Source organism: Tenacibaculum profundi (assembly GCF_052050075.1).
Classification (GTDB): domain Bacteria; phylum Bacteroidota; class Bacteroidia; order Flavobacteriales; family Flavobacteriaceae; genus Polaribacter.
This window is the reverse complement of record NZ_CP197225.1, coordinates 1,386,751-1,404,180: the sequence shown is the minus strand read 5'-3', so window position 1 is coordinate 1,404,180 and position 17,430 is coordinate 1,386,751. Positions and strand designations below refer to the sequence as shown.

General features: G+C 30.8%; 14 protein-coding genes. 4 read left to right on the top strand and 10 right to left on the bottom strand.

Annotation, left to right across the window (positions count from 1 at the left end; translation table 11 throughout):
• Nucleotides 1–6: 6 nt before the first annotated feature.
• Entirely contained in the window at nt 7–2,868 is a 2,862-nt protein-coding gene (locus tag ACSIGE_RS05595; protein WP_440881795.1) for a C10 family peptidase, read from the bottom strand.
• Nucleotides 2,869–3,276: 408 nt separating this feature from the next.
• On the opposite strand from ACSIGE_RS05595, the gene ACSIGE_RS05590 reads away from it, so the two are divergent.
• The 4 genes from ACSIGE_RS05590 to ACSIGE_RS05575 all read left to right on the top strand — a co-directional run bounded on the left by ACSIGE_RS05590 (nt 3,277) and on the right by ACSIGE_RS05575 (nt 8,905).
• Nucleotides 3,277–5,682: a TonB-dependent receptor gene (locus ACSIGE_RS05590; RefSeq protein WP_440881794.1), complete on the top strand. Its 2,406-nt coding sequence runs from the start codon at nt 3,277–3,279 to the stop codon at nt 5,680–5,682.
• Between the two features lie 66 nt (nt 5,683–5,748).
• On the top strand, nt 5,749–6,891 hold the full coding sequence (locus tag ACSIGE_RS05585) for a C1 family peptidase (protein ID WP_440882188.1): 1,143 nt from the start codon (nt 5,749–5,751) through the stop codon (nt 6,889–6,891).
• An 86-nt stretch (nt 6,892–6,977) separates the two neighbouring features.
• Complete coding sequence (locus ACSIGE_RS05580) at nt 6,978–8,426, top strand: DUF389 domain-containing protein (protein WP_440881793.1); 1,449 nt, start codon at nt 6,978–6,980, stop codon at nt 8,424–8,426.
• Between the two features lie 50 nt (nt 8,427–8,476).
• A complete protein-coding gene (locus ACSIGE_RS05575) occupies nt 8,477–8,905 on the top strand; it encodes a hypothetical protein (RefSeq protein WP_440881792.1) in 429 nt (142 codons plus the stop codon).
• Between the two features lie 29 nt (nt 8,906–8,934).
• Here ACSIGE_RS05575 and ACSIGE_RS05570 read toward each other — a convergent pair whose 3' ends face one another.
• From ACSIGE_RS05570 to ACSIGE_RS05530, 9 genes are all read right to left on the bottom strand, one after another.
• On the bottom strand, nt 8,935–9,147 hold the full coding sequence (locus tag ACSIGE_RS05570; protein WP_440881791.1) for a hypothetical protein: 213 nt from the start codon (nt 9,145–9,147) through the stop codon (nt 8,935–8,937).
• Nucleotides 9,148–9,150: 3 nt separating this feature from the next.
• A complete protein-coding gene (locus ACSIGE_RS05565) occupies nt 9,151–10,002 on the bottom strand; it encodes a hypothetical protein (RefSeq protein WP_440881790.1) in 852 nt (283 codons plus the stop codon).
• 388 nt (nt 10,003–10,390) lie between these two features.
• The gene (locus ACSIGE_RS05560; RefSeq protein ID WP_440881789.1) at nt 10,391–11,494 is read right to left on the bottom strand and encodes an OmpA family protein; all 1,104 of its coding nucleotides are present in this window, start codon (nt 11,492–11,494) and stop codon (nt 10,391–10,393) included.
• A gap of 118 nt (nt 11,495–11,612) precedes the next feature.
• A complete protein-coding gene (locus ACSIGE_RS05555) occupies nt 11,613–12,512 on the bottom strand; it encodes a Ppx/GppA phosphatase family protein (RefSeq protein WP_440881788.1) in 900 nt (299 codons plus the stop codon).
• 12 nt (nt 12,513–12,524) lie between these two features.
• Nucleotides 12,525–13,013, bottom strand: coding sequence for a SixA phosphatase family protein (locus ACSIGE_RS05550; RefSeq protein WP_440881787.1), 489 nt, complete (start codon nt 13,011–13,013; stop codon nt 12,525–12,527).
• Nucleotides 13,014–13,043: 30 nt separating this feature from the next.
• Entirely contained in the window at nt 13,044–13,691 is a 648-nt protein-coding gene (gene pdxH / locus ACSIGE_RS05545) for a pyridoxamine 5'-phosphate oxidase (RefSeq protein WP_440881786.1), read from the bottom strand.
• 261 nt (nt 13,692–13,952) lie between these two features.
• Nucleotides 13,953–15,020 carry a phosphotransferase enzyme family protein gene (locus tag ACSIGE_RS05540; RefSeq protein ID WP_440881785.1) on the bottom strand — a complete coding sequence of 356 codons (1,068 nt, stop codon included), beginning with the start codon at nt 15,018–15,020 and terminating at the stop codon, nt 13,953–13,955.
• A 94-nt stretch (nt 15,021–15,114) separates the two neighbouring features.
• Entirely contained in the window at nt 15,115–16,023 is a 909-nt protein-coding gene (locus tag ACSIGE_RS05535) for a nucleotidyltransferase family protein (protein ID WP_440881784.1), read from the bottom strand.
• 10 nt (nt 16,024–16,033) lie between these two features.
• Complete coding sequence (locus ACSIGE_RS05530; protein WP_440881783.1) at nt 16,034–17,425, bottom strand: Gfo/Idh/MocA family protein; 1,392 nt, start codon at nt 17,423–17,425, stop codon at nt 16,034–16,036.
• Nucleotides 17,426–17,430: the final 5 nt, after the last annotated feature.

Sequence of the window (17,430 nt, the reverse complement as noted above, 5' to 3'; positions counted from 1 at the left end):
TCTTTCTTAATTTGGTACAAAAAATGATTTGGTGAATTGACTTTTATTTGTAAATACATGTAAAAAATACCAACCAGATGATAATTCCTCTATATTTATGGTTTTTGATAAGTTATTTTGTTTAATAACATTTCCAGAAGGATTAGAGATTATGTATGTTGCATTTTTAAGGTAATTATCGAAGTTTATACTAATGCTACTAGCATTATATGTTGGATTTGGGTAAATCGATAATTCTGCTTTTTTGTGTGATGTGATGTTATTTGAAATAATTTTATCTTTAACTATTTCGTCGGTATTTCTTGATGAGTTTTCAATAATATTAACGGTATAGTCTTCTACTTCTCCGTCATTGAAGAAGGCACATGCTGTAGCAGGTTGATAATATTTTAATGAAATTCTCATTCTTGTTTCTCCTAAGAAAACATCTCTCGGTGTTGTGATATTAAAAACTAAATTTTTATTAGAAGAGCTGGATGTTGAAGCAACTTTTTCTTCTGCTTCAAATTCATTATTTTGATTATAATCTATCCAGACATTGTAGTATTCTGTGTAATGATCACCACTAAAACCACCTCTAATAATTAGATCATTGGTCGTACCAGCTAGAATAGTTGCTTTTTTATTTGTAAAATCAGAATAACCTGAACTTGAACCTGATTGATTATTCATTTCGCCGTAGGAAACAAAATCGATCCACTCGTATTCTGAATTTCTGGCTTCTGATTTACAATAAGTTTTTGAGGTTGTTTTTATTTCTACACTTGAGCTTTTTTTAGAAACATTACCTGCAAAATCGACAGCTTTCACAAAGAAAGAATACACTTTATCTGAATGTATGTTTTTATCTATGAAATTTGTCTCTTTTGTAGTGGCTATCTTCACGTTATTTCGAAAAACTTCATAATGCTTTACTTTTATGTTATCCTTTGATGCATCCCAGTTTAAAGAAATAGAGATATTAGTTATACCAGTAGCTTCCAAGTTTAACGGAGCCTCTGGTGATACATTGTCTTTCTTTATGGTTTGATAAGATATGTTATCTATCCCAGCTAAATCTTTTCCTTTTTTTGCTGAACGATCTTTTTTGTAAATCCATTGCAATGAATGTTTTCCAGCGGGTATTCTAAATGAAGCTGATGACCAAGGTATTTCACCGCTCCAACGTTTTTGTTCTTTTCCGTCTATTTTAAAGATTAAAAAATCATATCTCTTCTCCGATGAAACCATGTAATCGAACTTTATATTTGTTTCAACAGAAAAATTTTCTAGGAGGGTAAGTGTTGAATTTTGATTATCTTTTATTTTTCCAGAATTTGCAAAATGATTATTTTCCTTTGATATAGAGAATGTGTTTTGCGCATTATTTGAAAAGTTCGCTTGACTAAAGTCTGCTGTTTCGAAGTCTATAGTATTTGTTTCAATTATTTCGTCATTTCCAAGAACTATAATTGAAAATTCTTGTTTTGTACTTTTAGTTCCATCTGTTGCTATGATACTCACTTTGTGAACCCCATTAGAGCTTTCTGTTGGTGTGCCAGATATCGTATAATCACCATTTTTTTCTGAAACAGTCATCCATTCTGGTAAACTTTTAAAAGTAATATTTACAGTATCCTGACGGTTTTCATCTTCTGCACTAACTGTATATTCGTATTTATTTCCAATACGAATCCAGTTTTTTGGTTTCGATGTAAATTCAGGAGCCATATTTGTAGGATATAGATTAAGCATAATAGCATTGTTATCAATCCAGTTATATTTTCCGCCGTGAGAAATCATCTCTGTTAAATAAAAATAGCCATTGTTACTGCCACCCCATCCCCAATTAATGTGAAAATAGTCACCTTGATCGTTGGTGTCATAGCCATCTAAAACAAATAAGTGTCCAGCACTTCCAGCCTCTGGATCTTGAAGGTTTTCACTTCTTCCAGTATATAATACAGGCCTTTTTTTATCTAGTTGCTTTTTAATCATTTTATTCCAATTTTCATCAGAATAACTATATCTGTAAACCATGCGTGCACTTCTGTTATATTTAAAATATCTTTTTAAGGCAGATAGTGCATTCGCAGAATAAGCGCTTGAGCCACCATCAGCTGAAGTACCATAGTTCATTGAGACAGCTACACCACAATGAAAAGATAACAAGGCATTTTCATCATCTGCTCTCATTTTTGACATGTTATCCCAGTCGTATATTTGATTTTCAAAATCTGCAGATATTTCTCCATATTCTTTATGGTTGTATGAGTTTGAACCTTTTCCCCTTTTAGGAAATTCCCAATAACGCATGACTTGTGCCATCGCGGTGGCAACACAACCAACAATTGACTGCCCTTTTTCGTTTTTTGGACAAAATTTTTGAAAACCTCTTGATTGAGTGTAAAAAATATCATCCATTAAAGGAGCGATAATAGTTTTTCTTCTCAAAGATTTTTTATCGCTTAATAGTTTATCCCATCCTGGGTGAGCTATATTTGAATTTCTTCCACTAAGACTATTATTGGAATTCTCATAAACAAAATTTTTATAAGCTGTCATAAGGTCTTCAACAGTTTCATTTTGCAATTGAGTATCAAAATCAGAAGAGTCTGAATATGCTAAAATAGGTTTGGTAGTATTATCGGCAGAAACTATAATGAAACCACCTTCTTTAAATTTTATGACAAAATAAACGAGTTTTGATTGATGGTAGGTTTCGTCAATAGTAGCTATTTCTTTTTTCAAATTTTTAGGGGAATTACGCATATTTTTCACCCACTTTTTTGCAACTTGTATAGCCATTTTTTTACTGACAGGGGTCGCAAATAGACCAATGCAAAGTAGAAGTGAAAGAAAGGTTAAAATAGTAGTTTTTTGTTTCATTTTAAATTGTTTATAATTTGAGTAGACAAAGCTATCTTTTGAAAAGAAGCGATGAAATAAGTAGTTTTACTATGCTTTTGCTGGGTGTTTTTACTAGCTTTTACCGGGTTTTTTTGTGTTTTTTTAAGGGTAAGGAGTTGTTTAAAAACAACAAAATTATCTTTTTCGTTGTTTTTTAAACAAAATAATTCTTTTGAGGTTATATCTCAATGAGGTGTAATTTATAGTCCATGATTGTTACATAATATTTTGATTTTGAGTTTTTTTATTTTGTTTTGATGATGTTTGCTAACTTTATAAGTTATATGTCAAGTTTTTCTATTTAAAACGAATAAAGAGAGGATTGATGCTATATTGTAAATCATTAATTGTGTGCTAAAAATTAACAGCTTAAAAATTATGTAAAAAATGAAAGAATTATTTTTGATACTATTACTTATTCTAAAAACAATACATATTCAAGCACAAGATGTAGGGGTTTTAAAAGGAAGGGTCATTGATTTTAAAACCCGAGAACCGCTACCATTTGTTAATGTTCTGGCTTTAGGAACACAAAGAGGAACAATAACAAATGACTTAGGAGAATTTAGAATTACTAATTTACCGTTAGGTTATCGGAAAGTTAGTGCTTCTTTTTTGGGTTATAAGATTGTAATTTCGTCTGATTATTTAATAACAAAAGAAAAAATACCTTTTATTACAATTGAAATGATTGAGGATGAAAATCAATTGACAGAAGTTGAGGTGAAAGCAAAACTTTTTACAAAAACGTTGGAGAGTCCTTTGTCGCTGAATTCCCTAGGGGTAGCAGAGATAGAGCGCAATCCAGGAGGAAATAGAGATGTTTTAAGGGTAATTCAATCTTTTCCAGGGGTAGCTTCAAACCCTGGATTTAGAAATGATATTATAATTAGAGGTGGAGCTACTTCGGAAAATAAGTTTTATGTTGATGGAATAGAAGTGCCAGTTATTAATCATTTTCAAACTCAGGGGGCGACAGGTGGACCTGTAGGTATAATGAATACAGATTTAATTCGAAAAGTTGATTTTTACTCAAGTGCTTTTCCATCAAATCGAGGCAATACATTAAGCTCTATAATCGCATTTACACAAAAAATAGGCAATCCTGAAAAATTAAATGCTAGAGCAACATTAGGTACATCAGATGCAGGAATTACATTAGATGGGCCAATGGGGAAAAAAACTAGCTTTGTTGCCTCCGTGAGGCAATCGTATTTAAAGTTTTTATTTAAATTGATTAAGTTGCCTTTTTTGCCTACCTACAATGATTTTCAATTTAATATTAAAACTAATCTAAATGAAAAAAACGAACTATCAATTATAGGTTTAGGAGCGATTGATGATTTCGAAATAAATACGGAGGTTAATAATGGAGTCGAAGACGAACAACAGCGAAAAGCCAATCAATATATCCTAAACACAGTTCCTGTGAATGGGCAATGGAGTTATACTTTTGGGTTAAACTATAAGCATTTTGGAGAAAATTCAATGCAGCAGTTAGTTTTTAGTAGAAGTAAATGGAAGAATTTTGCTACAAAGTATTTTTTAAATGATAATTCGAATCCAGATAACCTATTGTTAGATTATGAGTCTATAGAGGTAGATAATAAATTCCGATTTGAAAATACTATAACTAAAGGTAAACAGAGGTTTAATTTTGGAGCAAACTTAGAGTTATCAAATTATTCAAATAATACTTTTCAGAAAATTGTTAACACACAAAATGCAATAGAAAGAAATTTTAATTCGGAAGCGAAATTTTTTAAATATGGTATATTTGGACAGTTTTCAACTTCATTTTTCAACAATAGTTTTGGGCTTTCACTGGGGGTAAGGTTTGACGGAATAGATTATAATAAAAACATGAAAAACTTATTCAATCAGTTTTCTCCTCGAATAGCCACTACTTATAATTTTGGTAATCAATGGTCATGGAATAGTTCGTTAGCTATTTATAAGCAACTTCCTTCTTTTACAATTTTAGGGTTTAGAGATAATAAGGGTGAGTTAATTAATAAAAAAGGGCTAGCGTATATTGAATCGCAACATGCAGTTTCAGGAGTAGAGTTTAGACCAAATGAAGAAACGAAATTGACCTTAGAGGGTTTTTATAAAAAATATAGTGATTACCCTTTTTCAGTAAGAGATCAGATTAGTTTAGCAAATTTGGGAGCAGATTTTGGTGTTGTAGGCAATGAAGAAGTTGTTTCAAGCTCTGAAGGAAGGGCTTATGGGTTTGAAATTTTAGCACAAAAAAAGACCTTTAAGGGGCTGTATGGAATAATTGCATATACTTTCGTTAGAAGTGAGTTCGAAGATAATTTAGGAAATTATGTTCCATCAACTTGGGATAATAAGCATTTACTAACAATTACTACAGGAAAAAAGTTTAATAGAAGTTGGGAGGTAGGTGCTAAATTTAGATTAGTAGGAGGGAGGCCTTATACTCCTTATAATTATGGTGCTTCTTCCGTTATTACAAACTATAATATTAGTAATGGAGGAATTTTAGATTTTTCGCGCTTAAATTCTGAACGATTTGGAACTTACACACAGTTGGATATAAGGGTTGATAAAACATGGTATTTGAAAAAAATGTCAATAAATCTTTTTTTAGATATTCAAAACATATATGCGAAGACAGCCGATAGGCAGCCTTTTTTATTACCAAAGGAAGATTCTAGTGGGGTAAGATATAAAGATCCAAATGATTCCTCAAGATATCTGCTAGAAGAGGTAGAGAATTCTTCTGGAAGAGCGATTCCTAGAATTGGTGTAATTTTAGATTTTTAAAAAAATAATTCACCTTATTTGTTAAATTAAAAAGGTAAATTGTAGGCTTATAAACATTAAAAATCTATTGTGAACTACCTACTACAACTAACTTTAATCTTTTTTTGTGGATTAAACATAATAAACGCACAGACATATCAGTTTGAAACCTTAATTGATGTGGAAAGTACTAATATTAAAAATCAAGATAGAACAGGAACATGTTGGAGTTTTTCAACAACTTCGTTTTTAGAATCTGAGATCATTAGGATTAAAGGAAAAATAATTGATTTATCTGACATGTATACTGTAAGAAATACCTATTTTAATAAATCTGTTAATTATTTATATAGGCAAGGGAAAGCACAGTTTAGTGAGGGTGGATTAGCGCATGATGTCATAAATGCTGTTAAAGAGTACGGTCTGGTACCTGAAGAGACTTTTACTGGTTTGACTATTGATGTAGAAAAGCACAATCATGCAGAGTTGGTGGAAGTATTGAAAAGCACATTAGACGTTTATATAAAAAAACCAGCCAAAAAATTAAGTTCAAAATGGAAACTAACTATTGAAAGTATTCTTGATGTATATTTAGGAAAAAAGAAAAAAGAATTTTATTTCGAGGGAAACTTATATACACCAAAATCATTTACAAAGTATCTTGAAATTAATCCGAGTAATTATATAACACTGAGTTCTTTTGAACATGTTAAAAAATACAGTTCTTTTATATTGAGTATACCTGATAATTTTTCAAACGGATCTTTTTATAATGTTTCATTAGATGAGTTGGTTAATACAACAATAAATGCGTTAAAACAAGGGTATACGATTGCTTTAGATTGTGATATTTCTGAAAAAACTTTTTCATCAAAACACGGACTCGCTGTAATTCCTAAATTTGTCAAAGATCAAGAAAAATCATTAACTACGATAGTTGAAGAAAAAAAAGTGACACCTGCTTATCGGCAGGAGGAATTTGAAAACTTTAATACAACAGATGATCACTTAATGCACATTGTAGGTATTGTTAAAGATCAAGAAGATAATACTTATTTTAAGGTCAAAAATTCATGGGGAGTAGACCAAGGGAATAATGGTTATGTGTATATGTCGATTTCATATTTTCAATTAAAAGCTATATCTGTTTTACTCCATAAAAATGCTATTTCAAAAGTTTTAAAAAAGAAGCTTAAACTTGAAAACGTAGTTGAGAATAATAATTTTTAGAGCTGTTTTAGTCTATTTTTACCAAAGGTATTTGTGATCATTGTACACGTATTTTGTATATTTATCGGTTGTAAAATGTTTTGATAATGGAAGAAAAATCAACAAAAAAAGCAGTAACTGAGGAATCAAAGAGAGCAATAAAGAAAGATGCGAAAGGGTTATTAGAGAACTCTAAAAAATTCTTGATTGAACTCTTAGATTTTAGAGATGATACAGACCAAGAAGCCACAATTGAGTCTATTAAAGGAGATATAGCTTTCAAAGGAGCTACTGCTTGGATATTAATATGTTCAATTTTTGTTGCTTCAATTGGGTTAAACGCTAACTCAACGGCAGTTGTTATTGGAGCGATGCTAATTTCTCCGTTGATGGGGCCAATTTTAGGAATAGGAATGTCTATTGCTATTAATGATATAGATATCTTAAAAAAGTCCTTAATAAATTTGACTACAATGATTGTACTCAGTTTATTAACTGCTTTTTTCTTCTTTTTTTTATTTCCATTGAAAGAAGAAACTTCAGAATTATTAGGACGTGTTCAGCCAGATATTCGTGATGTTTTAATTGCTTTTTTTGGAGGTTTGGCACTAATTATTGCAAAAACTAAAAAAGGTACAATTGCTTCTGTAATATTTGGTGTAGCAATCGCAACAGCATTGATGCCACCTTTGTGTACTGCTGGATATGGTTTAGCAATAGGGAAATTTGATTACTTTTTTGGGGCCATGTACCTATTTACGATTAATGCTATTTTTATTGCCATGGCAACCTTTATTGTTTTGAAATTATTGGGTTTTACGATGATTCGTTATGTTAATTCAGCAAAAAGAAAGAGGATAGCTAGATTAGCATCTTTTATAGCTGTATTGGTAATGGTTCCAGCTATTTTTACCTTTATTAGGGTGTATAAAGAAACCGTAATTATGGCTAATTATAAATTATTTATTAAGGAAAAAGTAGAAGCAAATGACAACCTTTGGTTACAAAGACAAAATATTGATAAAGATAGCAGAGAAATTAAGTTATACTTTAACGGAGAGTTGTCTCCAGCGATTAGATCGAGTTTAAAAAATGAACTAAAGGGGTATGATAAAATCAAAGACTTTTCACTTCATTTTAATGAAAACAGTGCAAAAAGTTTAGATGATTTATCAACGTCACTAAAAAGAGCCTATGCAGATTTAGATAAAAAAGACAATATAATAAATGGCCTTCAAAAAGAAATTGATGACTTAAAGTTAACTATTTCAGGTTTGAATTCAAGAATTGAGCAAAGTGCTTTGGAAAAAAACAAAAACTCTGTTCCATTTAATTCGATAATGAAAGAAGTAAAAATAAGATACAGTAACATTACTTCTATGAGTTTTACAAACAGATTAATTTCTAAAGATTTTATAAAGGTTGATACTTTACCTGAAATTACCATAACTTGGAATAAGAAGTTGCCAGATTCTATTATATTGAAAAAAGAAAAAGAGCTTAAAAAATGGCTTAAAAAAGAATTATCTTTAAGTAATTTAGAGTTGAAAAAATAGTAACTTGTGCATCAGCAGTTATCCTAAAACGATATATTAATTTTATATATATGATAATAAAAAGAATAAAAGAGTTAATGACCTATAAAGGGTATAGTATAGAAGAGTTTTCAAAAAAGATTGGTTTGGATACTGTTGAATTAAATAGTTTATTGAAACATGATAGAGGATTAATTAGTGAAAAATTTTTAAAATCTATTTTAGAATCATGTCCTGAGATTAATTTCGAATGGTTGCTTTTAGGTAAAGGTGAAATGCTTTTATCTACTACAAATGTTAAATATGTAAAAAATCTAGATGAATTATCTCCAGAGGATATTTTAGATTATGTTCTCACGTATTGCAATAAATTTAGAGAGGAACCTAAAATAGAAGCTGTCGTAAACATATTTTCAAATTTTAAGCAACAGAAAATTTTACAAAAAATGTATGATAAAATAGAAAGTTATGAAGAATTATTGGAGGATAAGAAAAGATAGAATTTTATTTATCTTACTTTTAATTCCTTCTAAAAAAGCAATTGATGAGTTTTATTTAAAAACTCACTCATTTTTTGGTCAAGCCTGTTTTCAAGGCTGGCTGTTTTATTTTCTTCTTCAATAACTTTTTCCGCAATTTCTATAATTGTTTTCTTCTCTCTATTTTTTCTCTGCTCTTTTGTGGAATATCTTTTTTTTCTGAATATTCTTTTTAATATTTTAGATATAATAACTTTCCCCATAAATTAAACATCTTTTAAAGTGCTAACAATATCTTTGTCAAAGGCATCTGCATTTTCTTTTACTGTATCTGTCGCTAACATAGCTTTATCATTTCTTTCAGCGTATAATGCTTTCAAAGCTACTCTAGGATAATGAATTGTTTTTATTTTATCAATTAAAGACAATTGTTTTAAAATTATATCATCTTTGTATGTGTAATTTTTAACTAGAAAATAAGTGAAAAAAGTAGCTAACCAAGCACATAATGAAATTATGAGAACGTAACTATTTTCTGAAAAGTCTTTTTGAGTTAAGAATATTAAATGGATTAACCAAAAAAAGGCTACAGTTATACCTGTTAGTGATACAAATTGAAAGCCATAATTACTGCCATTTATGATGTCATCGTATAAAGATTTACAACTAAAAAACATTAGTGCAGACACAAGTCCGAAAATAAAAATCCAAAATCGTAAGCTCGTTCTACCTCGAAAAGAAAGATTTTTTTTTAAAAGGTCTCTTTTATCATTTAATGTTTTAATTTTCTGACTATAATCAGATAGGAGTAATGTGGTTTTTTCATAATAATTTTTGGGTGTTATTACCTCATTTTTTAGATCTTCCAAATGTCTATTTAGTAACGCATTTCTTTCGTTTATTGTCTTGTGGTATTCTAAATCATTTGGCTTAAGAGTAACTGATCGCGCCGGAAAAAATATATGAAACATAGACATAGTCACTAATAAAAAAGTGACCATGCCTGCTAATGAAGTTTTAACGAGTTTCCCTCGGGTCATCGTCATCTTCCCCATCATCGTCTGGATCGACAAGAAAGATTTTATTGATCTTGGTATGTTGTTTTGCGGTTTGCTCATTTTGTTCTATGTCTTTCAACGAGTTATCTGTACAATTTACAAATAATACCATGGCAAAAAAAAGCGTGATAAGTGTCTTTAATTTTTTCATAATTACTTCAAAATTTATATTAAAAATTGAAGTAAATTAATAATAAATAAATACTACTAGCTTATTTCTGACGAAAAATCAGTATTACTACCTAACCTTTTGCAAATTTATTATGTTTATTTAATGGTTGCAATACCTATTAATACTATATGGTAATAAGGGTTATCCCTAAATAGTTTTGCGCCAAAAAAATATTTTGTCTATATCAAGTATGTTAGAAATAAGAGCAAAAAAAACCGAGCTATGCTCGGTTTCCTTGATTTTTGTTAGAAATATCGTAGGTTGTGTTGTTGTTAGTTATTGATTAATAACTCTAAATGTTGTCCTACGATTTGCTGAGTGTTCTCTTTCAGTACAAGAAACTCCATCAGCACATCTATTAGTTAACCTATTTTCTCCATAACCATTAGCGGTTAATCTACTAGGGTTAATCCCTTTTGAAATTAGATAATTTACAACAGCACGAGCTCTTCTTTCAGATAAAGATTGATTGCTAGTTTTTGATCCTCTAGAATCTGTGTGAGATTCAATGGCCACAGCTACTCCGCCTTTTAAAACAGGTAGAAGTCTTGCGTTGATAATTTTCTTTGCACCGCTTGTTAAAACTGCACTTCCTACATTCCAGTTTATAGGAAGGGGTGTGTTCTCTACTAATTTACACTCAACCTCTTTCCAAGAAGTTAATCCTCCTTTAGATACTAGAACCTCTTTAGATATCGTTTTATATTTAGCAGGAACAGTTACTTCTTCTTGTCTCGCTTCTGTATCCACTACTGTTTTCGTTATTGTTTTGTATTCAGCAGGAATGGCTATTTCTTTTACTGTTGGAGGGCTTACCATTACTCTTTTATTGTAAGTTTTTTTTGCGCCTGAAACAGGAATTTTTCTGGTACTTGCGTCATTGGATAGTTTAGTTATTTTAATGGTTTGATAAGATGCTGGAACGGGTTTATAACACCAATATCTACAATCATTTGGATCGCTAGATTCGCAATCAGGGGCTTTTTCGCTCATTTCCCAACGAGCCGATGCAGGCCTTGTTTCTATAGTTTCAGAATCAGGAGCAAAAGAAGCAGGCGATGCTTTTAAGTTATAAGTATCTTCTTTTGAAGTATATGATACTGTTTCGTTTTTCCATACGGCAGGAACAATTTCTAGTCTTTTACTAGCTTCTTTGACTAATACTTTTTCTGTAACAGTTTTAAAAGTTGCAGGATAAGTCACAATTTTTTTATAAGCTGGAGAAACTTCAAGTTTAACTTCTTCATTTTTCCATACTTCTGGAGTTTTACATCTCACATAGCATTTTCCAGGTTCAGGATTACTTGGTAAGTCTTGCGCAAAACTCATAGTAGTTGACGCTAATGCAAGAATTCCAGCAAACAATAATTGATTTTTCATAAGATATTATATTTATGATTAAATGATTTCATTTCTTATGACACCGCAACAGGGGGGTAAGTCACACATGCACAAATATATAAAAATCAAACAATTGTTAAAAAAATGTTAACGTTAATTATAGGTTATTGAAGTATAAACTTTTAATAATTCCATCTGATAATCCTATCTTGGGTACAAAAATTTTTCTGGCACCACTCCATTTCATAGCAGATAGATAAATTTTTGTGGCAGGTATAATTACATCAGCTCTATCAGGATTTAATCCTAGTTCAGAAATCCGTTCTTGAAAGGTCATTTTCTTTAAAAATTGGTATTGAGCATTCAAATATATGTAGGAAATAGGTTTTCCTAATTCACGACCTGACATTTTAAATAATTTATTAATATTTCCACCTGATCCTATTAATGAAATCCTTTTGTAATCTTCAGTGTTGTCTTCAATCCATTTTTGGACTTTCTTAAAAATTAACTTATTTTCTGATTTAGTATTATTAATCAGTCTTACAGTTCCTATCTTAAAGGACTTAGAGTTTATGATTTTTCCTTTGGAAAATAAAGTAAATTCTGTACTACCACCTCCTACATCTACATATAAATAGGTTGAATCAGATTTAATTAATGAGCTTAAGTCTGTTGATGAAATTATAGCAGCTTCTTTTTTCCCATCAATAATATCTATTTTTACGTCAGTCTCTTTTAAAATTGTGTCAACAATATATTTTCCGTTGGAGGCTTCTCTCATTGCAGAAGTAGCGCAAGCTTTGTATTTTGATACACCATTAACTTTCATAATTAATTTAAAGGCTTTCATGGTATCAATCATCCTATCTATATTTTCATCTGAAATTGTTCCAGTAACAAAAGCATCTGCTCCAAGTCTAATTGGCACTCTTACTAGAGAAGATTTTTTAAATTGAGGATCTCTATCATCGTTTTCACTTTCTATAATATTAGCAACTAACAACCTTATAGCGTTAGATCCAATATCGATAGCACCGTATTTTATTATTTTCAAAGTATATTTGTTTTATCTATGATATTTTGGAAAATCGACTAAAATAGTAGTACCTTTTTTGATATTTTTCCAATGTTTTTCATTAAACTGAATTCCGATTAGTCCACAAGTTGGTACATGTGCTATGGGTTTATTTCCAAACTTATTGACAAAGGTGTTAATACCGTGATCATGACTAAAAATAATAGCACTATTAAAACCATCGTCAAGAGCTTTTACCGTTTTAACTAAGTATCCATCACTGAAGCTGTAAAGTTGACGCTTTATTTGTAAGTTTGATAGGGGGTAATCTAGATTTTCACAGAAAATAACAGCTGTATGTAAAGCTCTGTTTGCACTACTAGAAACAAAAACATCTGGCTTTTTAATTTTTTTTGCCAAAATTTTTGAAATTAAATGGGCATCTTTAATGCCTCTTTTTTTTAAGGGCCTATCAATATCTTTTACGCCGTCATATTCCCATGATGACTTTGCGTGCCTAACAATATATATTGTTTTCATTTACGTTTTAGAGTGTGTGTAAATATAAAACTATGGAGCTAAACGTTCAAGTTTCCAAGAGAAATCTTTTTTTAAAGTATATCTAATTCTATCGTGTAAGCGATTGGGACGTCCTTGCCAGAATTCAATTGAAATTGGTTTTACTATAAACCCTCCCCAATGAATAGGTCTAGGTATTTCAGAGTTTTTAAATTTTTTCTCATAGTTTTCAAGGCTTTTTTCAATTTCCTCACGTGAGGAAATTACGTTACTTTGATTCGAAGCCCAAGCACCTAGTTTACTCCCATTCGGTCTAGAATCAAAGTAACCATCTGATAAATTATTCGCAATTTTATTTGCTTTACCTTTAATTATGATTTGTTGCTCTAAGGCTGGCCAGAAAAATGATAGACATACGTTATTGTTTTTAATAATGGCTTTTCCTTTTTCTGATTCGTAATTTGTGTAAAAAATAAAACCTTCCCAAGTATAATTTTTTAAAAGGACAATCCGGCTTTTTGGGAAACCATCTAGACCAATGGTTGAAATATTCATCGCGTTAGTTTCTTCAATCATATCAGAATTATCCGCATTCAAAAACCAGTCTCTGAAAAGTTCTATCGGAGTTTCAGGACAATTTTCCTCGAGTAATTCATTTTTTTCATATGATTTCCTATAATTACTTAAATCTTGAGTCATTACATCATTTTTTAATCCTTGTAAAATTACTTATTTTAAAGCATACAACGTGTATTTAAAATAATGAAATACCGTTGTGTTGATGTTAGAAAATGAAAATATCTTCTAGCGATGTGGTTTTATACCTCAAAAGTTTTTCTAACAGAAGAGTAATTAAGTTATATAATTGGTTACTTTTTGTTTTTGAAAATTTGAATAACAAACAAAAGTGAAATTAGTCTTTTTAAAATTTTATTTTTTTTAATAAACTGTAGAACTTAATTATTCATATTGTTTTTGCACAAAGTCAACCATTTCATCATACTTTTCAATGATATCTTTTAAAAGAGCTATTTGAATTTTAGCACGTGTTAAATTGTTTTTAGAATAGGACGTTTGATAATAAATATCACCGTTTAAATAGTCTGCTAAGAAACGAATTGCTTGTTCGTATGTAATTGTTTTCGCTCCTAAGACTAAGGTCTTAATTTCTTCTTTTGTAATAAACTCTCTTGATGCTCTAGCATAACCTTCTGCAAAAGGTTTAAACAAATTCATATTCAAGCTAGCTTTAGAAATATCCTTTTCCTCTTCAGCGGCAGTGTTCATTCCAGTTCTTACAGCATCACCAAAATCATAACATAAATACCCGGGCATGGTTGTGTCAAGGTCGATAATACAAAAGTCATCGTTTGTAGTATTGAAAAGTATATTACTCAGTTTTGCATCCTGATGAATACTCCTTAAAGGTATCTTTCCTTTATTTCCCAGAGTAACGACTTCTCCCATTTCAGAAGCAAGGTTAAGTAAAAAGTCTATTTCTTCTTGAGTGTTTTGTTTCCTGTTTTCAAAATTGACCATGATTGCTTTTTTAAAATGCTCTATTCGCAAAGGAGTATTATGAAAATCAGGAAGAACTTCAAACAAATTCGGTTCAGGAAGGTCAATCAAAAGTTTTTGATACGTAGCAAAAGCACTACCCAAAGAAAAAGCTTGTTCTTTACTTTCTAAAACTTCAAAGGTTGTTGAGTTTTCGAGGTAATTAAACATTCTCCAATAGTTTCCCTCTGAATCCTCATGGAATCCATTGTTACTTTTGGAAGGTATAACTTTTAAAACAAATTTATTTTTATCATAAACTTTCTTTTTAATATGTTCTGTAATTCGAAAGATGTTTCGAGAAAGTTCTTCTACATTTTTAAAAATAGCATGGTTAATCTTTTGAAGGATATAGCATGATTTGCTTGTTGTTATTTTATAAGTAGTATTAATATAACCAGTAACAATAATTTCCGAAGAAATATAGTTTCCTTCCACTTCAAAAGAATTAATAATCGTACTTAATGTCATTCGAAAAAATATAAATTATCTTGTGAAATTACTTAACCATAAACCTCAACTATTGAGATTCACGGTTTTTGGTTCGTCTTTTGCTAAAAAAAGACTAATTATTCCAGAGTTTTTCAGGGTACTCTCCTGATTTAGTTAATTTTTTTATGTTGTTTTCAACAATAGCTTTATCTTCTTTATACGTCATTCCAAACCATTTCGAATTGGTGGGGAGTACGGTAACTCCACTTTGATTTCTTGCTATTAAGTTATTAATAACAGTCGGTAGGTAAAATTCAGATTTCAATTCAGATCCACGCTCCGTTAAGAACGATTTAAAGTCATTTTCAAATGCCTCAAAAGTAGCCGGAGTTAATCCGAACATATTCATAGAAGTAATATCCTCTGCACCTAAAATAGTCTCTTTATCATCCTCTGTAAAAACAATAGTATCACCTTTTTTTTCAATTTGAGTACGTTCTGTAATAGAGGTTACTTGTTGTTCTGAGTTTACTGTACAGATACCTCTTGAAACACTTCCATTATCAGATAGCGTATTGATCAATTTGTAACCAACCATACTCTGATTTTTTAACTCTGAAGGAGTTAAGATATTTAAATATTTGGCAATTACTTTAAAAGATTCACTGCCGTAGAAGTCATCAGCATTGATAACCGCAAAATTCTGTGTAATATATTTTCTACAGCACCAAATAGCATGACCTGTTCCCCAAGGTTTTTCTCTATTAGGGTTTGTATTAAAATTTTGAGGTAGGTCGTTAGTATCTTGATATACAAAATCTACTTCAATATGGTTTTTGTATTTATGGGTAATTTGATTTTTAAAGTCACTTTCAAATTCTTTACGAATTACAAACACAACTTTGGTAAACCCCGCTCTTTTAGCATCAAAAACAGAGTAGTCGATTATAGTTTCATTAAAATTATTAATTGGGCTTAATTGTTTTAAGCCCCCAAAGCGACTGCCCATACCTGCAGCCATTACTAAAAGTGTTAATCCCATTTATTTTTAATTAAAAGTCTCTCATAATTTCAAGAGGGTTTTCCTTTTTCCATTGCCCATTGGTAAAATCAGGAATTGGAACTGACATACTTTTACTAGCAACGGAAATTTCTGATAATGGGGTAACAGCACTCCACATTACACTGTCATAAGCATTAATATCAAGAGGTAACCCTAAGTTTATACACCTAATCAATCGGTATATCATTACAAAATCCATACCACCATGGCCTTGCTTAAAACCTTGACTGACTTTTTTCAGTTTTTTAATGATTGGATGTGTGTATTTACTTTGATATTTCTTATAATCGTCTTCAGAAAGCCATTGGTGTCCCCAGTAAGCTAATTCTTCTTTGTCAATATACAAGCGACTTGGATATCCATCGTGAGTAGCTTTTGTTCCCACAACCTTGTTGATTCTTGAATATGGACGCCCAGTGTGTACATCGAACTGCAATAAAATAGTTTTTCCTTTAGCAGTTTTAATCATGGTTGAGTTCATGTCTCCACATTTAAAGTCTGTGTAAGGAGATCCGAGTCTTTTTGCTGTTTCACTCAAATTAAGTTCTCTAGAACTCATTGAGGTTAAATGATCAAAAGTATCACCTCTACCAATATTTAGATAAAAACTAATTGGCCCTAAACCATGGGTTGTATAAAAGTTTCCATCTCTTTCAATATGATGCTTTAACCTCCATTGATCTTCGTAATAATCATTACTCAACATGTGTGCCCTTAAATCATGAAGATATGCCCCTTCTGTATGAGTAATATCTCCAAAAACACCGTTTTCAATCATATTTAATACAAAAAGCTCTTCTTCATTATAACAGCAGTTTTCGATCATAATACAGTGCTTCTGATTTTTTTCTGCGGTTTCAATGAGCTCCCAACATTCACTCAAAGTATAAGCTAAAGGAACTTCACAAGCAACATGTTTTCCTTGGTTCATACCATAAATACACATTGGAGCGTGATATTCCCAAGGAGTTGCAATTAATAATAAATCGATGTCATCTTCTTGAGCCAGTTTTTTCCATTCCGTGTCATTTCCAAAATAGGTCTTAGGTTTCTTCTTTTGCCATTGTTTTAAGCGTTCTGCAGCTTTTTGAACTTTATTTTCTTGTAAATCAGAAAGTCCAATAATTTCACAATGCCCTTGAGCAACGAGCCATTCAAACATTTGGAGAAGGGTAGTTCCTCTATTACCTAAACCAATAATTCCAACTTTTACCTTTTTTATTGGCGAAGCTTTAAAACCAAATAAGTTTCCTTTGGTGGTTTTTGATGTAGACTTGATAGCTTCAGATAAGGCATCATGATCGTTCGCGTAAGAAGAAAATGGAAGCGAAATAAATGCCGAAGCTCCAAGTAAGGATTGTATAAAGTTTTTTCTATTCATAAATA